Annotated in this window: 19 protein-coding genes; 6 read left to right on the top strand and 13 right to left on the bottom strand. The window is 72.9% G+C overall.

Translation table 11 applies throughout. The annotated features are described in order from the left end of the window. Positions 1 to 101: 101 nt before the first annotated feature. Positions 102 to 2,102, bottom strand: a complete 2,001-nt coding sequence (locus ACVGV2_RS00975; RefSeq protein ID WP_459164163.1) for an acetoacetate--CoA ligase — start codon at positions 2,100 to 2,102, stop codon at positions 102 to 104. Positions 2,103 to 2,159: 57 nt separating this feature from the next. After that, a complete protein-coding gene (locus tag ACVGV2_RS00970; RefSeq protein WP_459164162.1) occupies positions 2,160 to 2,852 on the bottom strand; it encodes a dienelactone hydrolase family protein in 693 nt (230 codons plus the stop codon). 195 nt (positions 2,853 to 3,047) lie between these two features. Here ACVGV2_RS00970 and hisC point away from each other — a divergent pair, with 195 nt between their 5' ends. Then, complete coding sequence (hisC, locus tag ACVGV2_RS00965; protein WP_459164161.1) at positions 3,048 to 4,100, top strand: histidinol-phosphate transaminase; 1,053 nt, start codon at positions 3,048 to 3,050, stop codon at positions 4,098 to 4,100. 326 nt (positions 4,101 to 4,426) lie between these two features. On the opposite strand, the gene ACVGV2_RS00960 is transcribed toward hisC, so the two are convergent. Then, a complete protein-coding gene (locus ACVGV2_RS00960) occupies positions 4,427 to 4,924 on the bottom strand; it encodes a hypothetical protein (protein ID WP_459164160.1) in 498 nt (165 codons plus the stop codon). Between the two features lie 66 nt (positions 4,925 to 4,990). Beyond that, entirely contained in the window at positions 4,991 to 5,812 is an 822-nt protein-coding gene (locus tag ACVGV2_RS00955) for a L,D-transpeptidase family protein (protein ID WP_459164159.1), read from the bottom strand. Between the two features lie 304 nt (positions 5,813 to 6,116). Between ACVGV2_RS00955 and ACVGV2_RS00950 the strand changes: the two genes are divergently transcribed. Continuing rightward, positions 6,117 to 7,355, top strand: a complete 1,239-nt coding sequence (locus tag ACVGV2_RS00950) for a hypothetical protein (protein ID WP_459164158.1) — start codon at positions 6,117 to 6,119, stop codon at positions 7,353 to 7,355. Positions 7,356 to 7,591: 236 nt separating this feature from the next. On the opposite strand, the gene ACVGV2_RS00945 is transcribed toward ACVGV2_RS00950, so the two are convergent. The 5 genes from ACVGV2_RS00945 to ACVGV2_RS00925 all read right to left on the bottom strand — a co-directional run bounded on the left by ACVGV2_RS00945 (position 7,592) and on the right by ACVGV2_RS00925 (position 12,093). Continuing rightward, positions 7,592 to 8,917, bottom strand: coding sequence for an IS701 family transposase (locus ACVGV2_RS00945; RefSeq protein ID WP_459162755.1), 1,326 nt, complete (start codon positions 8,915 to 8,917; stop codon positions 7,592 to 7,594). 187 nt (positions 8,918 to 9,104) lie between these two features. After that, on the bottom strand, positions 9,105 to 9,944 hold the full coding sequence (locus ACVGV2_RS00940) for a hypothetical protein (RefSeq protein WP_459164157.1): 840 nt from the start codon (positions 9,942 to 9,944) through the stop codon (positions 9,105 to 9,107). Further along, positions 9,941 to 10,507, bottom strand: a complete 567-nt coding sequence (locus tag ACVGV2_RS00935) for a DUF6114 domain-containing protein (protein ID WP_459164156.1) — start codon at positions 10,505 to 10,507, stop codon at positions 9,941 to 9,943. The genes ACVGV2_RS00940 and ACVGV2_RS00935 overlap by 4 nt, the downstream gene beginning before the upstream one ends. Before the next feature lie 21 nt (positions 10,508 to 10,528). Continuing rightward, positions 10,529 to 11,140 (bottom strand): DUF6230 family protein, encoded by a 612-nt coding sequence (locus tag ACVGV2_RS00930; protein WP_459164155.1) that lies wholly within the window; start codon positions 11,138 to 11,140, stop codon positions 10,529 to 10,531. A gap of 503 nt (positions 11,141 to 11,643) precedes the next feature. Further along, positions 11,644 to 12,093 carry a hypothetical protein gene (locus ACVGV2_RS00925; protein ID WP_459165819.1) on the bottom strand — a complete coding sequence of 150 codons (450 nt, stop codon included), beginning with the start codon at positions 12,091 to 12,093 and terminating at the stop codon, positions 11,644 to 11,646. 314 nt (positions 12,094 to 12,407) lie between these two features. Here ACVGV2_RS00925 and ACVGV2_RS00920 point away from each other — a divergent pair, with 314 nt between their 5' ends. The 3 genes from ACVGV2_RS00920 to cobM are packed head-to-tail and all read left to right on the top strand — an operon-like array spanning position 12,408 to position 14,750. Next, positions 12,408 to 12,806 carry a pyridoxamine 5'-phosphate oxidase family protein gene (locus tag ACVGV2_RS00920; RefSeq protein WP_459164154.1) on the top strand — a complete coding sequence of 133 codons (399 nt, stop codon included), beginning with the start codon at positions 12,408 to 12,410 and terminating at the stop codon, positions 12,804 to 12,806. A gap of 4 nt (positions 12,807 to 12,810) precedes the next feature. Next, entirely contained in the window at positions 12,811 to 14,010 is a 1,200-nt protein-coding gene (cbiE, locus tag ACVGV2_RS00915) for a precorrin-6y C5,15-methyltransferase (decarboxylating) subunit CbiE (RefSeq protein ID WP_459164153.1), read from the top strand. Then, positions 14,007 to 14,750 (top strand): precorrin-4 C(11)-methyltransferase, encoded by a 744-nt coding sequence (cobM, locus tag ACVGV2_RS00910; RefSeq protein WP_459164152.1) that lies wholly within the window; start codon positions 14,007 to 14,009, stop codon positions 14,748 to 14,750. The genes cbiE and cobM overlap by 4 nt, the downstream gene beginning before the upstream one ends. Before the next feature lie 248 nt (positions 14,751 to 14,998). Here cobM and ACVGV2_RS00905 read toward each other — a convergent pair whose 3' ends face one another. Further along, positions 14,999 to 16,069 (bottom strand): cobalt-precorrin-5B (C(1))-methyltransferase, encoded by a 1,071-nt coding sequence (locus ACVGV2_RS00905; RefSeq protein ID WP_459164151.1) that lies wholly within the window; start codon positions 16,067 to 16,069, stop codon positions 14,999 to 15,001. Between the two features lie 20 nt (positions 16,070 to 16,089). On the opposite strand from ACVGV2_RS00905, the gene ACVGV2_RS00900 reads away from it, so the two are divergent. After that, positions 16,090 to 16,830 (top strand): cobalt-precorrin-6A reductase, encoded by a 741-nt coding sequence (locus ACVGV2_RS00900; RefSeq protein WP_459164150.1) that lies wholly within the window; start codon positions 16,090 to 16,092, stop codon positions 16,828 to 16,830. On the opposite strand, the gene ACVGV2_RS00895 is transcribed toward ACVGV2_RS00900, so the two are convergent. From ACVGV2_RS00895 to cobG, 3 genes are read right to left on the bottom strand one after another with little or no spacing between them, the layout of a single operon-like run. Next, the gene (locus tag ACVGV2_RS00895) at positions 16,818 to 18,410 is read right to left on the bottom strand and encodes a precorrin-2 C(20)-methyltransferase (protein ID WP_459164149.1); all 1,593 of its coding nucleotides are present in this window, start codon (positions 18,408 to 18,410) and stop codon (positions 16,818 to 16,820) included. The two genes, ACVGV2_RS00900 and ACVGV2_RS00895, sit on opposite strands and share 13 nt — an antisense overlap. Continuing rightward, entirely contained in the window at positions 18,407 to 19,033 is a 627-nt protein-coding gene (locus tag ACVGV2_RS00890) for a precorrin-8X methylmutase (RefSeq protein WP_459164148.1), read from the bottom strand. Before ACVGV2_RS00890 ends, ACVGV2_RS00895 begins: the two co-directional genes overlap by 4 nt. Further along, positions 19,030 to 20,325, bottom strand: coding sequence for a precorrin-3B synthase (gene cobG / locus ACVGV2_RS00885; protein WP_459164147.1), 1,296 nt, complete (start codon positions 20,323 to 20,325; stop codon positions 19,030 to 19,032). Before cobG ends, ACVGV2_RS00890 begins: the two co-directional genes overlap by 4 nt. Positions 20,326 to 20,350 lie beyond the last annotated feature (25 nt).

Raw genomic sequence — 20,350 nt, 5'->3', positions numbered from 1 at the left:
TCCCAGCAGCCCGCCCTCAACGGGCGAAGCGGCTCGACGAAGCCCAGCTGCGGGCTCCCGGGGCCCGGTTCCACAGGAGCCGGGCCCCGGGACGACGAGGCTCACCGCGCCCACTGCTCGCGCAGGCCGATGAACTCGTCCAACGCCTCCGGGTGCTGCAACGAGTCCCGGCTCACCGCCTTCTCCGGCTGCGTGCCGGCGAAGATCTTCTTCACCGGCACCTCGAGCTTCTTGCCGTTGAGCGTGCGCGGGACCTCGGCCACCGGGATGTAGCGGTTCGGCACGTGCCGCGGGGACAGCTGCTCGCGCAGCTGCGCGGTCAGCCGCGGCTGGAGGTCCTCGAGGCTCGCGCCCTCGGCCAGCACCACGAAGCACAACAGCTCCCCGTCCGGCCGCTGCGTGCTGGAGGTGTCGATGACCAGCGAATCGAGCACCTCGTCGAAGCCCTCGACCACCCGGTAGAACTCGGCGGTGCCCATCCGGATGCCGCCGCGGTTCAACGTCGAATCACTGCGCCCGTGGATCACGAACGTGCCGCGCGAGGTGCGCGTCACCCAGTCGCCGTGCCGCCACACCCCCGGGAAGGTGTCGAAATAGGACTCGTGCATCCGCGAGCCGTCCGGGTCGTTCCAGAACTTCACGGGCATGCTCGGCATCGGCCGGGTCAGCACCAGCTCACCGACCTCGTCGCGCACCGGGTCGCCGCCCTCGTCGAACGCGTCGGCCGCCGCGCCGAGCGTCGGGCAGGACAGCTCCCCGAGCCACACCGGCACGTCCGGCGAAGCACCGAGGAACGCGGTGCACAGGTCCGTTCCACCGGAAACGCTGGCGACCTGCACCCGCGGCCCGATCGCCTCGGCCACCCAGCGGAACCCGTCCGACGTCAGCGGCGCCCCCGTGGAGCCCACGGTGCGCAGCGCCGACAGGTCCAACTCGTCGCCCGGACGCAGGCCCTGCTTGCGGCAGGTCTGGATGAACGGCGCCGAGGTGCCGAAGAAGCTCACCCGCCACTCGGCGGCCAGCCGCCACAGCGCACCCGCATCCGGGTAGGCCGGGTGCCCGTCGTAGAGCACCAGCGGCGAGCCCACCAGCAGTCCGCCGACGAGGAAGTTCCACATCATCCAACCGGTGGTGGTGTACCAGAAGAACCGCTCGCCCGGCCCGAGGTCGCAGTGCAGGCCGAGCACCTTGAGGTGCTCCAGCAGCATGCCGCCGTGCCCGTGCACGATGCCCTTCGGCAGCCCCGTGGTGCCCGAGGAGTACAGCACCCACAGCGGGTGGTCGAACGGCACCGCGTCGAACTCGAGCGGTGCGTCCGCGTGCCGGTCCAGCTCCTGCTCCCACGAGTCGACCCCGGGCAGGTCCGCCCCCGTGCCGAGGTCGTCGACCAGCAACGCGCCCTGCAACGTGGGCAGTTCGTCGCGCAGCTGCTGCACCGTGTCCCGCACGTCGAACCACCGCCCGCCGTACGGGTAGCCGTTCACCGCCACGAGCGCGGTCGGTTCGATCTGGGCGAACCGGTCGGTGATCGCCCGCAGCCCGAAGTCCGGCGAGCAGGACGACCAGATCGCGCCGAGGCTCGCCGCGGCGAGGAACGCCACGATCGCGTCCGGGCTGTTCGGCACCAGCGCCACCACCCGGTCGCCGCGGCCCACCCCGCGGGCGGCGAGGGCGGCGCGCGCCGCCGCGACCCGGCCGCGCAGCTCGCCGAACGTGATCCGCTCGCGGTGCCCGTCCTCGCGGGCGAACAGCACGGCGACGTCCTCGTCGGCGCGGCCGTCGAGGTGGCGCAGCGCGTGCTCGGCGTAGTTCACCGTCGCACCGGGGAACCACTCGGCGCCGGGCATGGCCTCGGCGCTGAGCACCTCCCGCGGCCGGTCGTGGAAGTCGACGGCGAAGAAGTCGGCGATGGCCTGCCAGAACCCCGCCAGGTCCGAGACGGACCACTCCCACAGGGCCTGGTAGTCGGGCAGGTCCTGACCGCGTTGCGCACGCAGCCAGGAGCGGAAGGCGGCGATGCGGGTGCGCTGCACCCGGTCGGGATCGGGCTGCCAGAGCAGCTCGGGCGTTTCGGCGGCGTTGCCGGACGTGTTCGCGGTCATGACCCGTTCTTAGCGCACCGGCACCGGCCGAGGCCACACCGGGCACGCGCACGCGCCTCAGCGCAGGTGCATGTCGAACCAGCTGCGCACCCGGCGCCACGCGTCGGTGGCCGCGTTCGGGTCGTGGTCGAACCGGTGCCCCACCCCGGAGAAGCGGACGACGTCGGTGACCACGGACGCGCCGTCGGCCACCTCGGCCAGCTTGTCGACGTCCCCGCGCGGGTCCTCCGCGCCGTACAGCCCGAGCCACGGGCAGGACAGCTCCTCGACGACCTCCACCAGCGACGGCAACGTGGCCGACAGCTGCTCGTGGATGCCGGACGCGCCGACGCTGACCGCGGCGCCGAGCCGGCGGTTGGCCGCCACCACGGCCGCGGCGGTGCCGCCCACGTCGAAACCGATGATGCCGAGCTGGTCCGCGCGCACTCCGCGTTCGGTCAGCCACAGGAACGACGCGTCGGTGTCGTCGAGCACGAACTCGCCGGACAGCTGCCGGACCTGCGCGTGCACGGCTTCGGCGGAATCCGCGAGGAGCTCGTCGGCATCGTCCCGGTGGTACAGGTGGGGTGCGACGACCAACCAGCCCTCCTCCGCGAGAGAGGACACGAGCTGGCGAACCCGGTCCGTGACACCGCGCGCTTCGTGCAGCACGACGATCCCGCCCCGCACCACGCCGACCGGTTCAGCGACCGTCACCCGAAGCCGGTTCCCGTCTGTCAGCGCGAGCGTCTCGGTCCGGGGTTGCGTCATGCATGCAGGGAACACGCCGCGATCTGCGCAGTCAACACGCCCGCCCGGGGCAGCGGGGCAAGTGTGCGCGAGGACTCACTGGATCGACGCAGCCGCCCGGTGGTGCCGGTGGCCGTCCGGCGATCATCGCGCGCGAGCTACCGTCCGAGCGGGGACTCGTCCACAGCAAGACTCGTCCACAGCAAGGAGTCCAGGATGACCGTGCGCCCGCGCGCAGATCTCGATCAACTCCCGGCCTACGTCGCCGGCCGCAGCGTTCCCGGTTCGATCAAGCTCGCCAGCAACGAGGTTTCCGCAGGTCCGCTGCCGGCCGTGCTGGACGCGATCAACCGGCACGCGCCGCAGGTCCACCGCTACCCCGACATGGGCGCTTCGGACCTGACCGCGCGGCTGGCCGACTGGTTCGACGTCGCCCCGGGGCGGATCGCCGTGGGCTGCGGCTCGGTGTCGCTGTGCGAGCAGCTGGTGCAGGCCATGTGCGAGCCGGACGACGAGGTCGTGTTCCCGTGGCGCTCGTTCGAGGCCTACCCGATCCTGACCCAGATCGCCGGCGCGCGGCAGGTGCGCGTGCCGCTGACCGCCGGCCACGAACTGGACCTGGAAGCGGTCCTGGCGGCGATCACGCCGCGCACCCGCGTGGTGTTCGTCTGCACCCCGAACAACCCGACCGGCACCGCCCTCTCGCCCGCCGACCTGGAGGCGTTCCTCGACCGCGTGCCGGAGCACGTGCTGGTGGCGCTGGACGAGGCGTACTTCGAGTTCGACGACGGCGCCGACGCGGTCGACGGGGTGGCGCTGGCGCAGCGGCGCGACAACGTGCTGGCGCTGCGCACCTTCTCCAAGGCCTACGGGCTGGCGGGGCTGCGCGTGGGATACGCCGTCGGTCCGGAGCGCGTGCTCGAGGCGGTGCGCAAGGTCTGCATCCCGTTCAGCGTCAACGCGCTGGCCCAGGCGGCGGCACTGGCCTGCGTGGACGCCGGGCGGGAACTCGACGCGCGCTGCCGCGAAGTCGTCGAGCAACGCTCGCGCGTGCTGGGCGCGCTGCGGCAGGCCGGTTACACCGTTCCCGAGTCGCGGGCGAACTTCGTGTGGCTGCCGCTGGGTGAGCGCACCGAGGCGTTCAACGAGCACTGCATGCAGCACCGCGTCGTGGTGCGCGCGTTCCAGGGCGACGGGGCGCGGGTGACGATCGGCTCGGCGGCGGAGAACGACGCGTTCCTCGAAGCAGCGCGGTCGTTCGCGGGCTGAGCCCGCCCGCCGGCCGGTGGTGAGCAGCGGTGCGGCGAGCAGCGGCGGCGAGCAGCGGCGGCGAGCAGCGGTGCGGTCTCCGGAGTGCTGGGCGCTCGGCTGAAGCGCTCGAACCGCTGCGGGATCGGGGGGCTGCGGCGCGCGAACCAGCGGGCCGAAAGAAGTGGTGTCCGGCGGAGCGAGGGGGAGCACTCCACCGGACACCACACGGGCGCAGGGCCGGTGCTGCCCCGGCCCTGCGGGCGCGCAGATCACTGCGCACCCCGTCAATTTATCCAAGATCAATTCAGGGGCCAAGAGCCCCCGCCATCTCAGCGTGCCGGCCGTCAGCCCGTGACGGGCAGGTGGCCCTCCATCACGGTGGGCGCGGGAGCCGAGGGCAGCTCCTCCTCCGGAGCACCGCCCTGGCCACCCGGCGCGGGCGCCTCCGGTTCCTCCGGCTGCGGCACGTCGGGGACGTCCGGCTCCTCGGGCTCCGGCTGCGGCACGTCCGGCTCCTCGGGCTCGGGCTCCTCCGGTTCGTCGACCGGCGGCTGCTCCTCCTCCGGCGGTTCCTCGTCAGCAGGCGGCTGCTCCTGCTCCGGGTGGTCGCTCACCGGTGCGTTGGTGCACGAAGCGTCCTGCGACGATCCGATCGGCACCACGGCGCCGGCGACGGCGATGTTGTTGTTGCACAGCTGCACCGCCAGGACCTGGATGTTCGCATCGTTGAGCACCGTGATGCCGTCGTTGCCCTCGCTGTCGGCGAGCGCCGCGGAACTGCCGGCTGCCATCATCCCGGCCGTCGTGGCGACGACACCGAGCACGGAGGCTGTCTTCTGCATGTCTCCTACCTTTTCGAGTTCGCGTTTCCGTGTTCCGTGTGCTGGACACGCCTGTCGGCCGCGGGATCAGCGGAGCATGACCGTGGTTCCCAGCGGCAAATTCCGCAGCAGCTGCAACGCGTCGTCCGGAACGCGCACGCATCCATCGCTGCTGGCTTGTCCGAACACCCGCGAATCCGGCCACCCGTGCAGCGCCACCGTGCCGGGGCCACCGCCGTAGGTGCTGTAGGTGTCCGAATGCGCTCCGAGCGGCAGCACGATGGGGCTGTAGTCGATGACCTGGTCGTCGATCGCCGCCATGATGAACGTGCGCCCGCGCGGGGTCGGACTCTCGGCAGCGCCGACGCTGACGTTCCACGAGGCGATCTGCTCCCCGTTCTCCCGCACCAGCAGGGTGCGGTCGTCCACATCGACCTCGACTTCGTAGGGCGAGTGCGCCTTCGAGACGTGTTCGGAGCTCGAAACCGGAACCCACCCGGTCGATCCGTTGGGGCGGGAGGGCAGCATCACGCGCGCCCAGTCGTCCTGTTCCGCGATGACCGGAACCCACGTCTGCGATTCCATCTGCTTGGCGGGCAGCCGGGCGATGACCTGGCCACCGGGCGAGTCGTACACCGGGAGGTCCTTCTCGACCCGCAGCACGACGCCCGACGTGCGCTCCTGCGGCGCGGGGTCGTGCGGAGCCCGGGAGATGTCGGTGTACGTCGTCGACTCGGGGTACTGCGCCAGGTCCACTCCGTAGGCGTTCTGCACCGGCCGCGGTTGCGGCGGCTCGGTCCGCGGTTCGGCGTCGGTGCCGCAGGCGGTGAGCCCCAGCAGCAACGCACCGCAGGCTGCGAGCAGGCGCCCGCGCGGTGCGCTGCGCGCGGAAGCGGCGGCTGACCGCATCGCGACTCCTGACTGTGGTCCGGTGTTCTCGGGGACGCTGGCAGTACTGCCGCCGAGTGCGGTGGCACTGCCAGCGGTGACGCTGCGTGCGAACACGCGAGGCGGACAGTAGCTCGGACAAAACGCCGCGCTGAGCGGAGCCGACGGCGGGTCCGACATCAACAAACGGCGTTGATCAGCAAAAACGAGCCGCGTTACGGGAAATGCCGGGGAAATCCCAATCAGAAGTTCACACTTTCGTGTTGATCAAAACATTCGGCCGGGTGACATCGCCCATCGAGTGACGGGACGGCACAGTGGGGGCATGCTGATCCGCATCCCGACCCCCGGCACGGTGGTCGGCTTCGCCAAGAGCACGGCGAACCGGGCGGTGGAATCCGCAACGGCGGTCGCCACCGCGCCGATCCGCGTGCTCGGCCTCATCGGGGAAATGGAATCGCTGCTCACGCGCGTGCACGGCGCGGTCGACCGCGCCGAGGGCCTCATCGGCCGCGTGGAAGGTCTCACGCAGGACGCACGTTCGGCCGTGAGCACGGCCGGCGATGCCGTCGACGAGGCCCGCCGCATCATGCAGCAGGCGCACACCCTGGTCGCACGGGTGGACGCGCTCTCGGACTCGGCCGAGACGACGGTCACCGAGGTCCGCGACATCGTGCTGAACGCAGAAGCGCTCATCACGCGGGTGGGTTCCGTGTGCGAACGGGCCGAGCGGACGGTGGACACCGTCGGCGGCACGGTCGACTCGGCCAACGGCCTCGTCGCGCGGGTCGACGCGGTCGCCGACGACGCCTCCGCGATCGTCGGCGACGCGCGAAACGTCGCCGAGGGCGCGGAGAAGCTCGTCGAAACGGCGGGCGGCGTGGCCGGCGACGCCTCCCGCACCGTGGCCGACGCCCAACGCATCGCCGAGTCCGCCGAAACCCTCGTCAACCGCGCCGGCGGAGTGGCCGACGAAGCGGCGCGGACGGTCGAGGGCACGCGGAAGACGGCGACCACCGCCGATGAGCTGCTCACGGCTTACGAACCGGCGCTGCGCCGCGGTGCTCCGTTCGTCCGGCGCTTCGTGGACGAACTCTCCGAGGAGGAAGTCACCGCGGCCATCCGCATGGTCGACGAGGTGCCCGTGCTCACCGAGCACCTGCTCTCGGACATCCTGCCGATCCTGCGCACCCTCGACCACGTCGGGCCGGAACTGCACGCGCTGCTCGAAGTCACCGAGGACCTGCGCCAGGCCATCGTGGGCATCCCCGGGTTCAAGTTCTTCCGCCGCCGCGGCGAGCGCAGCGAGTCGCGCGCCAGCGACAACGGCGGGGACGCCGAGGACGGCGCGGCGAAAGCCGTGGAAGCGGCGCCGCCGACCGCAACGGCGGATGCGGGCTCAACTGCCGCAGCGGGCACGGGCACGCCCAACTCAGCGGGCACGCCCAACTCAGCGGGCACGGGCTCAGCCGCAACCGCGGGAACGGACGCGCGCACGAGCGACGGCAGGACCGACGGCTCCGCGGACGCGTCCTCCTCCCGCGGGCTACCCGGCCGCACCTGACTCCCGCGCACCCCGGAAAGCCGCTGCCCGGGGAACCGCTGTCCGGAGAACCGCTGTCCGGGGAACCGCCGGCCGGGGAACCGCCGCTCACCGCTACAGCCACTCACCGCTACAGCCGCCCACCGGGCAGCGCCGCCGCGGCTGCACGAGCACCTCACCTGGGCGAGGGGGTGTACGTTTCTCGAGAAAAGTCCGCGACGTTTCTCGAGAAAAGTCCGCGACGTGGGCTTTGGGGGTTATGTGGCTGCTTCGGCCCAGGCTTGGTGGATGGCGAGGGTTTCCTGTGGGGTGGGTGTGCGCTGGGTTTCTGGTTGAAATTGTGCGGCGATGATCAGGCGGCGGAGCTTGACGAGCATGTCTTGGTAGGCGGGTTCGGTCTTGCTGGTGTACCAGGGGGCGGCTTGGCGTCGTTGTTGCACATCGCTGGGGTTGTGGCCGGCCAGCGTGTACCACACGGTGGTGAGGCTGTAGGTGATCAGTCCGAAGGGCACAGTGCGTTCCACGGCGTGGGTGACGCGGTTTTCGGCGTGGCCGACGCCGGCGAGGTGTTTGGCGTCGTGGAAGGTGACTTCGATGGCCCACCGGGCGGCGTACCGTTCGATGAGGAGCTCGGCCGGGCTGTCGAGGTCGGTGGTCACCAGCGCCACATCGTGGTTGCGGCTGCGCGTGACTGTGGGTTCGCGGACGCAGATGAGGCGGATGTGCTGGTCGCGGAGCACGCCGGGCCAGAGGCACCGGCGTTCACAGATGTCGATGGCCGCGGTGCGGCCGTAGCGGGTGACGGTTCCGGTTCGCCAGGGCCCGGTTGCGGCGATCGCGGTCGGTGTGCCGATCTTGGGGCCCTTGTAGCGCGGGCGACCGACCCCGGGTTGGGGGGTGTGCACCGCGTAGAAGGCGGCGTTGCTCCGGGGCCGCACGGTCACCGTCACCGTGGGGGGCATGCCGCGCCAGTAGCGGGTGCCGTACAACGCATCAGCGACGACATGCACCCGGCGTTGCGGATACGCACCCGCGATCTGTGTGATCAACTCGCGGGCGAGGGCGGGTTTGGACGGGGCCTGCTCGGCACGGGGGTTCCACAGCCGTGCCAGGATCGGCAGACACACCGGGCGGGTGGCGAAGGGCAGCGTGATCAGCACGCCGGCCACGACCCAGGTGTGGCCCCACGCGCTGGCCGCGCCCGGGCTGGCGCTGGTGGGATCTCGGTGCCACGCGGTGCCATGCGTCTTACGCCCCGCCCGGCGGAACAGCGTGTCATCGACGGCCACCCGCACCGGCTCCTCCGGGCCCAGCACCCGGTCGACGATCACCGACAGCAGCTTCAGCCCGACCCGGTCGACACTCCACACCGCGCGGGAGAAAAACCAGTGCGCCCGCTCATGGCGCCACCGCCGGGCCAGGCCGGCCGCGGTGAGCATGCCGCACACCGTGGCCCGACCGGTCTGACTGATCATGCCCGTCACCAGCACGACAAACGTGGCAAACGACGGCGCCGTGAAACACGGCCGGAACACCTCCACCAACACCGCGAACGAACCGGGTAACCTCACCGGCCGGAGCATCGGCGGCACTCTCCTTACCGAGACGTGATGAGCAACCGCCGATGCTCCTTTCCATGATCAACCCACGTCACGCTGACACGCCGAAACCCAAAAACCCCAAAGCCCACTCCGCGACGTTTCTCGAGAAATGTCCGGCCTCCCCGGGTGGGCAGGGGCTCTCGACCCAGCGGGCGTTCAGGCGAGCCGGTCAGCCGGTGGGCTGGAGACCGATCCGGGCACCGGGCACGTGCAGTTGGGAGGCGCTGAGATCGACGTTGCGCACGGTCACGTCGTCGAAGGTGAGCGTGGGCAGCTGCAGGAAGCTCAGATCCACGTCCGGCGGGGCCATCGTCTCGGCCGACAGCACCACGGGAACGAGCGGGAACCCGCCCACGTCCAACGTGCCGCTGAGCTTGCGCACCTTCATCTCGACGGGTCCGGACACAGTGGACTCCGCTCCGGGCGCGCTGGCCACGCGCAGCTCGCGGCCGTTGCCCAGGTCCGACCGCTGCTCGAGGCTTTTCACCCTCAACCGGTCCGCGGTGAAGTGCAACGTGGTCACCGCCCGCCCGTCGACCTGCTCCTGCGAGGTCCCGTGGAACCGGGATCCCTCGAGGGTCAGCTGATCGGCCGTCAGCGTCCACGTGCGGCCGGGACCGGGCGCTGCGTCCCCGGAACCCTCCTCACCGGTGGGCAACCGGTTCCCGGAGTCGCCCTGGCCGGGAGCCTGCCCCGGCGGAGGTTCGGGCGACGGCGGATCCCCCGGCCCTGAGCCCCCGGGACCCGACTCCCCGGGGCCTGAGCCCCCCGGTGCCGAGTCCCCGGGTGCGGGCCTCTCCGACGGGTTCGGCGCCGAACCCCCGGGCGCGGGCTCACCGGAACCCGGCGAGGGGGTCTGCGCACCGCCGCCACCGCCGCCGTCCGTGTCCGCCCCCTCCTCCTCGGAGTCACCGAAGAGCGGCCCGAGGACGGGGACGTCCGCCTGGGCCGAGACCGCCGGCACGAGCAGCAGCAGCACCGCCACCAGCGGCACCAGCGCACGCCTCACTGCTCACCCCCGCCTGCGCGGACGGAGGTGCGAACCGGCGGGATCTCCCCGGTGCGCTCTTCGGCGGAGGGCTCGACCTCGGACGGTTCGGCCCCGGACGGTTCGACCTCGGACGGTTCGGCCCCGTCGGGGGGATCGTGCGCGCGGCGCTTGGCCGCACGCTTGCGGCGGCGTCGTGCGGCCACCTCGGTGCGCGGTGTCGGCGACCAGGAAATGCCGAGCGCAGCGCCGATTATCCCGAGCAACGTGGCGATGAGGAAGGTGCCCAGGTTGGCCGCGGAGATCGCGGCCAGCGACAGCAGCAGCGTGACGATCCCCGCAGCCAGGCGGAACTGCGGCCGCATCAGGAACGCACCGCCGCACACGAGCAGCACCGCGCCGATCACGGTCGCCGAGATCCCGCCGAGGGTTTTCAGCGTGATGACCACATCGCCCAGCTTCAGCGACGCGAACGGCGGGAACAGCACCGCCAGTCCGGCCAGCAGCGTGCACACCCCGGCCCCGAACGGGCGGCCGCGCCGCCAGTTCCGGAACGTGCCCCAGGCGTTCTTCATCGCAGCCATGGAAACCTCCCGCACGAGGAGTCAGAAGCACTCATTGCGGCCGGGCTCGGCCGAGATCTCCACCTGGTTCAGGCGCAGCGTGGAGGCGGTGGTCGACCACGCCTTCTGCTTGAGATCGGACAGGTGCATGGAGCCGGCCTGGATGCCGAAGTTGCCGGTGGTGGCGTGCTCACCGCCGCTCGGTCCGGCGTCGAACGTCCCGGCGTCGCGGCCGATCTGCACGTCGTCGAGCGTGAGGTCGCCGTTGACCTGCTCGACGCCGAGGACCAGGTTCTCCGCCGTCATGCCGTCGTCGCCCGGCGCTTCGATGCGCAGGGTCATCTGGCCGATCCCGGGCATGTCGTCGAGCAGGATCGACTGGCAGAAGTTGTCGAGCCGCGCCTCGCTGAACCCGTTCACCATCACCGGGTGCGCCTGGTCGGCGCTCTGGTCGACCGAGCCGTACTGGACCACGCCGTTCGCGTCCAGCTGGTCGGCCGTGGCCTTGTAGCTCGTGCCCGAGACGGCGAAGGACGCGGCCAGCGCGCCGTTCGACAGCCCCGCGAACATCACGCCGACCCCGGCCAGTCCGCACACGAACACGATCGCGAAGACCAGCCACCGAGTCCGCCCGGAAGCCACCTCACTCGCCATGACGCCTCCCTGCGAGTGCCGGTGAGCCAACTAACCCCCGTAGTGACCCACATTACTGAACTGGTGAGTAACTTTAGGGGAAGCAAACCGCCGAACGCTGTGAACTGCTTCACCAATTCAGGCTAATTCTAAGATCAATTCGCGTGTCGATCACTACCGTTCGCGCACAAAACCGCGGCAGAACGACCAAATGCAGCAAGATCTGACTTCCTCGGCGGACACGCTGCGCATCCGACTCGAGTTGCGGTCGCGCCCGCGGAGGCGCACATCACGACGGCCCGACCGCACCTCAGCGGCGCCCGGCACAGCGGCCCCAGCGCAGCGGCCCGGCACAGCGCCCCGGCACAGCGGCGCCGGCACAGCGGCCCGGCACAGCAGCGCCCAGCGCAGTGGCAGCGGCCCCGGCGCAGCGGCCAGGGGCCTACCGGCCACCCCGCCGGGACCGGCCGGAGCGAGCGCAGCGGCCGCGAGGTCAGCCGTGCACCCGCGGTCCGGCCGCGAGCTCAGCCGTGCACTCCCGGCCCGGCCTCGTGCCCGGGCAGCGGGTTCCCCTCGGCGTCCATGCTGCGCTCGCGTTCCTTGAGCTCGGCCTCGTACACGTGCCGCTGCCCCGCGCACAGGTGCTGCCGGATGCGGGCCTCCTCGGCGCGGAAGCGCTCCCAGTACTCGTCGTCGAACTCCTCGAGCACCTGGAACGTCCACCGCCCCGGCAGCACGTTGCGCCCGACGAGCACGCCCTCCAGCCGCTCGGCCGCGTTCTCGTGACCCGCGTGGCGCAGCTGCGCCACGGCATCGCCGAGCTGCGCGTCCGCGTCCCCGATGAGCTGGTGGAAGTCGTACAGCCGCCCGCGGGCGCGCTCCACCTTCTCCAACGCCTCGGTGACCTTGCCGACCGCGGCGACCGTGTCGTCGTCCACTCCCTCGGGGCGTCGGTGCAGCGCAGCGGAGTCCACCGCTTCGGACGGCTGCGCGGGGGTGTTCGACTGCGCGGGGGTATTCGGCTGCGCGGGATTGTTCGGCTGCACAGGGGTGTTCGACTGCGCGGGGCCACCGCTCGACTGCTCGGGCATGCGCACCTCACCGGCAGGATCCCGGCCTTCCACCTCGGTCATCACCGCAGTCTGCCGCACACGAGCGCTCCGCGCCGCCGCGCGGCGATCGTTCGAAGAGCTCCGCCGGGTCGCGAGAGGTCGCTCACCGGTTCCGACCCGGCCGCCCCGGCCGCGACTACACTCCCCGCAGTCGGCCCGCGCGGAAAGGAGCTCCTGTGATCGACGTCGCCGGCCGGGGCGAGGACTTCGCCGCGTTCTGGGCGGAGCGGCACCTGTGCACGCTGAGCACGGTGCGCCCGAGCGGGACGCCGCACGTCACGCCGGTGGGCGCGACGCTGGACGTCGAGACGGGCACCGCGCGGGTGATCAGCTCGCGCACCTCCCGCAAGGTCCGCAACGTGCTCGCCGCCGGCGAGCGGGGCGCGCCGGTGTCGCTGTGCCAGGTGGACGGACGCCGCTGGTCGACGCTGGAGGGACGCGCCTTCGTGCGCGAGGACGCCGAATCCGTCGCGGACGCGGAGCGCCGGTACGCCCAGCGCTACCGCACGCCGCGCCCGAACCCGCGGCGGGTGGTGCTCGAGGTGCGGGTTACGCGCGTGCTGGGCACGGCCTGATCCGATGGTCGCGGTCGTGGGGATCGGCGCGGACGGGTGGCGCGGGCTCTCCCGAGCCGCGCAGCAGGAGCTGCGCGCGGCCGAGGTCGTGCTGGGCAGTTCCCGGCAGCTGGAGCTGCTCGAAGACGTGCCCGCGCAGCGGGTGGCCTGGCCGTCGCCGATGCTGCCGGCCCTGCGCTCGCTGCTGGAGGAGCACGCGGGCCGGGCGGTCTGCGTGCTGGCCAGCGGCGATCCGATGTTCTTCGGCGTGGGCAGCACGATCGTGCGGATGCTCGGCGCCGCGAACGTGCGGGTGTTCCCGCAGGCCTCGTCGCTGTCGCTGGCGTGCGCGCGCATGGGGTGGGCGCTGGACCGGGTCGAGGTGGTGAGCCTGGTCGGGCGCCCGGTGCAGCAGCTGCTCCCGCTCGTGCAGCCGGGCCAGCAGGTCCTGGTGCTCAGCGCGGACGGCAGCACTCCCGCGGCGGTCGCGGAACTGCTCACCGCCCGCGGCCACGGCAGCACTCGGATGACCGCGCTGGAGCGGTTGGGTTCGGAGCAGGAGCACCGGATCGCCGGCGCGGCGCGGGACTGGCAGCACTCCACTGTGGACTCGCTGAACATCCTCGCGGTCGAGGTCCCCGCCGACGTCGAAATTCCCCCGCTGCCCCGCGTCCCCGGCCTGCCCGACGACGCCTACGAGCACGACGGCCAGCTCACCAAGCGCGAGGTCCGCGCGATCACCCTCGCCCACCTCGCCCCCGCACCCGGCCAGCTGCTGTGGGACGTCGGCTCCGGAGCCGCCAGCATCGCCGTCGAGTGGATGCGCACCCACCCCTCCTGCCGCGCGGTGGCCTTCGAGAAGCGGGAGGACCGCGCGGAGCGCTCCGAGCGCAACGCGGCCGAGCTGGGCGTTCCGGGCCTGCGGGTGGTGCGCGGTGCCGCGCCGGAGGTGCTGGTCGAGCGCGAACGCCCGGCGGCGGTGTTCGTCGGCGGCGGGGTGACCACCCCGGAGGTGCTCGAGACCTGCTGGCACGCGCTGCTTCCCGGCGGTCGGCTCGTGGCCAACGCGGTGACGGTCGAGTCGGAGGCGGTGCTGGCCGGCTGGCACGAGCGGCTCGGCGGCGAGCTGCTGCGCACCCAGATCAGCCGCGGCGCGCCGGTCGGCGGATTCACCGGGTGGCGCGCCATGGCACCCGTGACGACGTGGAAGGTGACCAAGGAATGACCGTGCACTTTATCGGGGCCGGCCCCGGAGCGGCCGACCTCATCACCGTGCGGGGCCGGACGCTCATCGAGCAGTCGCCGGTGTGCCTGTACGCCGGGGCGCTGGTGCCGCCGGAGATGCTGCAGGACTGCCCCTCCGGGGCGCGGCTGGTCGACACGGCGAAGATGACGCTCGACGAGATCATCGACGAGCTGGTGGCCGCGCACCGGCAGGGGCTGGACGTGGCGCGGCTGCACTCCGGCGACCCGTCAGTGATGAGCGCGATGGCCGAGCAGATGCGCCGGCTCGACGCCGCCGGCGTGCCCTACGAGGTAACACCCGGGGTGCCGGCGTTCGCGGCGGCGGCCGCGTCGCTGAACCGGGAACTGACCGTGCCGGGCGTGGGCCAGACGGTGGTGCTGACCCGCACCGCCGCGCGGGCGACGCCGATGCCCGAGGGCGAGGACCTGGCGACGCTCGGCCGGAGCGGCTCGACGATGGTGCTGCACCTGTCGGCGCAGCGGGTCGACGAGCTGGTGGCGGAGCTGACGCCGAACTACGGCGCCGAGTGCCCGGTGGCCGTGGTCGCCCGCGCCAGCCGCAGCGACGAGGTCGTCCTGCGCGGCACGCTGGCCGACATCGCCGAGCAGGTGCACGCCGCCGGGATCGAGCGGACCGCGGTGTTCGTGGTCGGCGAGGTGCTCACCGCATCGAAGTTCCGGGACAGCGCGCTGTACTCACCGGAGCGGGAACGCACGTGACGCCGGGCCTGCAGCAGCACGGCGAGCGAGGTTGTTTTTCGGGCGTTGGCGAAGTTTTCTCCTGTCAAGCGGCGAAGCCGCTTCCACCCCGTTGCCAAGCCGGCCACCAGCGGGTTCTCAGGCGTGCGCCTCGCGAGGACAGCTGGAACGTTGCATAGGGAGCTATTCGATGTGACAGATCCCGGAGCGAGGCGCCGCCTGAGGTTCCGCCACCCGAGCACCCCGCAACTGATCCCGAGAGCGACCTTCTAATGCGCCCGACCGACGATGGTTCCGCCCCTGTCGATGACCACGACGTCGACGGCGACCGGCGCCTCCCGCAGGACCTCCGCGGCGGTGCTGCGCGAGCGCTCGGCGATCACGTCGCCCAGCGGCACGCCCGCCTCGCGGCAGTGCCCGAGCGCTTCGAGCGCGGTGTTGCAGCCGCGCACCCGGGTGGCGAGCTGTTCGTCGCCGCCGGATTCCCGGGCCATGTCGGCGAGGACGGCGAAGTCCACCTGGCTGCGGCCGGAGTGCAGGTCGAGGTGGCCGGCGGCGAGCTTGGCGAGCTTGCCGATCCCGCCGCCGATGGTCAGCCGCGGGACGGGGTGGCGGCGCAGGTACTTGAGCACGGCGCCGGCGAAGTCGCCCATGTCCAGCAGCGCGTCCTCGGGCAGCCCGTGCAGCTCGGTGACCGCGCGTTCGGAGGTGCTGCCGGTGCAGCCGGCGACGTGCTGGCGCCCGGCGGAGCGGGCGACGTCGACGCCGCGGCGGATGCTGGCGATCCAGGCCGAGCAGGAGTACGGCACGACGACGCCCGTGGTGCCCAAGATGGACAGTCCACCGAGGATGCCGAGCCGGGGGTTCCACGTGTTGCGGGCGATTTCCTCCCCGTCCGCAACGGACACTTCGAGCACCACGTCGCCGGTCCCGCCGTGCTCGGCGGCGGCCTCGGCCACGGCGCCGCTCATGAGTTCCTGCGGGACGGGGTTGATCGCGGGCTCGCCGACCTCCAGCGGCAGGCCGGGTTTGGTGACCGTGCCGACACCGGGTCCTGCGCGGAACGTCACGCCCGCGCCCGGTTCGCCCGGGTGGGCGGTGACGCCGATCAGCGCCCCGTGCGTGACATCGGGATCGTCCCCGGCGTCCTTGACCACCGACGCGCTCGCCCGGTCCGGGCCCAGCTCCTCGTGGGCCAGCGCGAAGGCGGGCCGGTGCCCCTTCGGCAGCGTGATCACCACCGGGTCGGGGAACTCGCCCGTCAGCAGGGCCGTGTAGGCGGCGGCCGCGGCCGCGGTGGCGCACGCGCCAGTGGTCCAGCCGTGGCGCAGCTCGCTCATCGCGACCTCCGGGAGGCGGCATGAGTTCGGTGCTGCTGCTGGGCGGGACCGGTGAGGCCCGCGAGCTGGCCGGGGCGCTGGCCGAGCACCCGCGCTTCGACGCGGTCTCCTCCCTGGCCGGGCGCGTGCGCGACCCGCGCCTGCCGGAGGGCGAAGTCCGCATCGGCGGTTTCGGCGGCCCCGCGGGCCTGGCGAACTGGATGCGGGAACGCGGAACGGATGTGCTCGTCGACGCCACCCACCCGTTCGCACAGCGCATGAGCACCTCGGCGGTGCAGGCCGCGCACGCGGCCGGGGTCCGCCTGCTCGTGCTGCGCCGCCCCGGCTGGACGCCGGGGCCGGGCGACGACTGGCGCTGGGTGCCCTCGGTGCGGGCCGCTGCGGACCTGCTGCCCGAACTGGGCCGCGGGGCGTTCCTCACGACCGGGCGGCAGGACGTGTCGGCGTTCGCCGGGCTGGACGATCATCACTTCCTGCTGCGCTGCGTCGACCCTCCCGAACCGCCGCTGCCGCGGCAGTTGGAGGTGCTGCTCGACCGCGGACCCTACACGCTCGACGGCGAGCTGGAACTGCTGCGCAGCCGCGACCTCGACGTGGTGGTGACCAAGGACAGCGGCGGGCCGACGACGGCGGCGAAGCTGCGCGCGGCCCGCGAGCTCGGGCTGCCCGTGGTCGTCGTGCGCCGGCCGCCGCCGCCCGAGGCGCCCCTGGTGGAGACGCCCCGGCAGGCGGTCGCGTGGCTGGAGGCTCACTCCGGGTAGCGGCGCGGGGTGTAGACGGCCGCGCCCGCGCCCCGCTCGACGGCGCGGGTCGTCGACGAGCCCACGATGAGCAGGCAGCGCATGTCCACCTCGGCCGGGTCCAGGTCGGCCAGCCGCGCGGTCGTGACCCGCTCGTCGTCCCGGCCGATGTTGCGCCCGATCACCACCGGGGTGTCCGGGGCCCGGTGCTCCAGCAGCAGCTCGCGGGCGGCCTCGACCTGCCAGCCGCGGCTGCGCGAGGCCGGGTTGTAGATCGCGATGGCGAGGTCGGCGGCCGCGGCCGCGCTCAGCCGCCGGGCGATCGCGTCCCACGGTTTGAGCCGGTCCGACAGGGACAGCACGCAGTAGTCGTGCCCGAGCGGCGCCCCGGCGCGGCTGGCCGCGGCGTGCGCGGCGCTCAAGCCCGGCAGCACGCGCACCGGCACGTCCTCGTACGAGGGTTCGCAGGCGGTCTCCAGCAGCGCGGTGGCCATCCCGAACACTCCCGGGTCGCCGGAGGAGACGACCACGACCCGCGATCCGGCGCGGGCCAGCTGCAACGCGTGCTCGGCGCGCTCCGACTCGACCCGGTTGTCCGAGGCGTGCCGCACCTGCCGCGGGTTGGCGGGAACCCGGTCCAGGTAGGGCCCGTAGCCGACCAGCTCGTCCGCGCTGGCCAGCGCGTCCTGCACCTCCGGGGTCTGCCACGGGCGCCCGGCCGGGCCGAGCCCGACGACGGTTACCTCGCCGCGGCGCGGCGCCGGCCCCGCCGCGGTGGCCTCGTTCGCGCTCGCCTCCGGCGCCACGTCCGACTCGGGCCCCGAATCGGGTTCTGAGCCGAGCACCGAGTCGGGCACCGACACCCGGCTGGGGAGCAGCGCCAGCGAGAAGTAGGGCACCGTCTCCGGGTCGACCTCGCCCATCGGCTGGATGCGTTCGCGGTCGGTGGTGGCGCGCTCGACGTACCACGCCTCGTCGAGCCGCCCGGCGGAGTCCAGCGCGTCCCGCACGTGCCCGAAGGTGCGGCCGAGCTTGAGCACCGCGGCCGAGTCGGTCGCGGCCAGCCGCCGGGACAGCTCCTCCGGCGGCAGCGTGCCGGGCAGCACGGTCAGCGTCTCGTCCCGCTCCACCAGCGGGCGGCCCAGCATCGCCGAGGCCGCGCTCACCGAGGTCACCGCGGGCACGACCTCGGTGGGGTAGCGGTGCGCGAGCCGCTTGTGCATGTGCATGTAGGAGCCGTAGAACAGCGGGTCGCCCTCGGCGAGCACCACGACGTCCCGGCCCGCGTCCAGGTGCGCCGCCAGCCGCTCGGCGCAGTCGGCGTAGAACTCGTCGATCGCTCCCTGGTAGCCGCCCGGGTGGTCGGTGGTCTCGGTGGTCACCGGGTAGATCAGCGGCTCCTCGACCTGGTCGCCGCGCAGGTGGGAGGAGGCCAGCGCGTACGCGACGCTGCGGCCGTGGCGGGCGCTGTGGTAGGCGACGACGTCGGCCTCGCCGAGGATGCGGGCGGCCTTGACCGTGATCAGTTCCGGGTCGCCGGGGCCGAGCCCCACGCCCCGCAGCCGGCCGGTGGCTCGTTCGCTGCTTGCCGGGTTGCTCAATCTTCTTCGCTCGCAATCGCGTTGATCGCCGCCGCCGTGAGCGCGCTGCCGCCCCGGCGCCCGCGCACCACCAGGTGCTCCAGTTCCTGCGGGCTCTCGGCCAGGGCCTGCTTCGACTCGACGGCGCCGACGAATCCGACCGGTACGCCCAGCACCGCGGCCGGCCTGCCGGCGCCTTCGGCGACCAGCTCCAGCAGGCGGAACAGCGCGGTGGGGGCGTTCCCGATGGCGACCACCGCTCCGTCGAGGTGCTCGCGCCAGTGCTCCATGGCGGCCGCGGTGCGCGTGGTGCCCAGCTGCGCGGCCAGCTCCGCGACGTCCGGTTCCGCCAGCGCGCACAGCACGCGGTTGTCGGCCGGCAGCCGCCGTCGGGTCACGCCCGCGGCGACCATCTTCGCGTCGCAGAGGACGGGGGCGCCGTCCTGCAGCGCCGCCCGCGCGGCGGTGACGACGCCCGGTGACCAGGCGAGGTCGTCGACGAGGTCGACCATGCCGCAGGTGTGGATCATCCGGACGGCGACCCGCGCGAGATCCTCCGGCATCCGGGACAGGTCGGCCTCCGCCCGGATCGTGGCGAAGGAGCGGCGGTAGATCTCCGCCCCGTCTCGGACGTACTCGTTCACGATTTCCTCCGCAGCGCCGCGATCGCGGCCGTCGTGCCGGGGCCGGCCGCGCCGTCCCGGTCGTCGTCATTGGTGCCCCCGGACCCCCCGGAACCCTCCGGATCGGTCGCCCCGGAGCCCTCCGGGCCGGTCACCTCGTAGCCCTCCGGGCCGGCCACGACGTCGACCACCTCCCCGCGCGGCCGCCCGCAGCGGCGCGAGCACCCCGCGAAGTGCACCGCCGCGCCCGCGGGCAGCAGCGGCAGCGCGCGGCGCGCGTCGCCGCGCACGTCGGTCCAGGACTTGGCACATCCCGGTTTGCCCGCGCATGCGGTGACGCCGTTCCAGGGCGAGGTCTCGTCCACCACCAGCCCCGCTTCGTCCAATGTAGACATGGCGGTGCCCGGCTCGGCGAGGTGCGGCAGCACGACCCCGCGCCACGGCGTGAGGCGGACGTTCCCCGAAGTGGCGGCGGCGACCGCGTCGAGCTGCTCACCGGCGAGGCGTCCGAGCGGTGCCGCGGCGGCGAGCGTCGCACACCCGTGCGCACCACCGCCGACGACGCCGACCGGTCCGTGCTGCCGCGGCGGCGGGGTTGCGACGGGGTCACCGGAGCCGGCGGCGCACTCCGCCCGCACGCGCTCGGTGATCGCGGGAACGGCCTCGGTGAGCTCGGCGAGCCGCCACGCGGCCGAGCCGCGCCGCGCGCGCTCCGCGAGGAACGCCCGCGCGACCGCGAGCAGGGCCTCGGCCGCCGCGTCGACGGCAACGCGCAGGCCGCTGTCCGCACCGGCGAGCAGCACCGCCGCGGAACGCTCGGAAACCGGCAGCGCGGCCACGTCCCCGCCGAGGCCGGCCACGTCGCCGCGGCCGTCGTCGAGCACGAACAGGAACCGGCCGGACAGCCCGGCCAGCTCCGGGTCGGCGCGGAGCCCGCGGTCCAGCTCGCCGACCAGCCCCGTGACATCGACCACGCCCGACCCGTCGCATCCGCTCAGCGGCGAGGCGATGATGTTGCGCACTCCCTCGTGCTCGGCCGACGGCAGCATCCCGTGCTCACGCAGCCGCGCGGTCAGCTCCGGTACCGCGTCGTCGGCCAGCCCGCGCAGCTGCACGTTGCCGCGCGAGGTCAGGTCCACGAATCCGGCTCCGAGATCGGCCGCGAGCTGCGACAACGCCGCGAACTGGCGGGCGTCGAGCAGCCCGCCGGGCACGCGGATCCGGACCAGACCGCCGTCGGCAGCGCGGTGCGGCTGCAGCGCGCCGGGGCAGGCGTCGGCGCGCGATCGGGAGCGGTGGGCGGATGAGGACATGCGCATGAATCGTAGTCGGCTGGTT

The organism is Bounagaea algeriensis, assembly GCF_054491375.1.
Note: the sequence above shows the minus strand (reverse complement) of the source record. Positions and strands in the feature narration are given on the sequence as shown.

Excerpts from the sequence above, each read along its gene's own strand:
- ACVGV2_RS00900 (WP_459164150.1), top strand. The coding sequence starts at position 16,090 with ATGAGTTCGGTGCTGCTGCTGGGCGGGACCGGTGAGGCCCGCGAGCTG.
- ACVGV2_RS00955 (WP_459164159.1), bottom strand. The coding sequence starts at position 5,812 with ATGCGGTCAGCCGCCGCTTCCGCGCGCAGCGCACCGCGCGGGCGCCTG.
- ACVGV2_RS00970 (WP_459164162.1), bottom strand. The coding sequence starts at position 2,852 with ATGACGCAACCCCGGACCGAGACGCTCGCGCTGACAGACGGGAACCGG.
- ACVGV2_RS00950 (WP_459164158.1), top strand. The coding sequence starts at position 6,117 with ATGCTGATCCGCATCCCGACCCCCGGCACGGTGGTCGGCTTCGCCAAG.
- ACVGV2_RS00935 (WP_459164156.1), bottom strand. The coding sequence starts at position 10,507 with ATGGCTGCGATGAAGAACGCCTGGGGCACGTTCCGGAACTGGCGGCGC.
- ACVGV2_RS00975 (WP_459164163.1), bottom strand. The coding sequence starts at position 2,102 with ATGACCGCGAACACGTCCGGCAACGCCGCCGAAACGCCCGAGCTGCTC.
- ACVGV2_RS00905 (WP_459164151.1), bottom strand. The coding sequence starts at position 16,069 with ATGAGCGAGCTGCGCCACGGCTGGACCACTGGCGCGTGCGCCACCGCG.
- ACVGV2_RS00945 (WP_459162755.1), bottom strand. The coding sequence starts at position 8,917 with ATGCTCCGGCCGGTGAGGTTACCCGGTTCGTTCGCGGTGTTGGTGGAG.
- cbiE (WP_459164153.1), top strand. The coding sequence starts at position 12,811 with ATGGTCGCGGTCGTGGGGATCGGCGCGGACGGGTGGCGCGGGCTCTCC.
- cobM (WP_459164152.1), top strand. The coding sequence starts at position 14,007 with ATGACCGTGCACTTTATCGGGGCCGGCCCCGGAGCGGCCGACCTCATC.
- ACVGV2_RS00930 (WP_459164155.1), bottom strand. The coding sequence starts at position 11,140 with ATGGCGAGTGAGGTGGCTTCCGGGCGGACTCGGTGGCTGGTCTTCGCG.
- hisC (WP_459164161.1), top strand. The coding sequence starts at position 3,048 with ATGACCGTGCGCCCGCGCGCAGATCTCGATCAACTCCCGGCCTACGTC.
- cobG (WP_459164147.1), bottom strand. The coding sequence starts at position 20,325 with ATGTCCTCATCCGCCCACCGCTCCCGATCGCGCGCCGACGCCTGCCCC.
- ACVGV2_RS00960 (WP_459164160.1), bottom strand. The coding sequence starts at position 4,924 with ATGCAGAAGACAGCCTCCGTGCTCGGTGTCGTCGCCACGACGGCCGGG.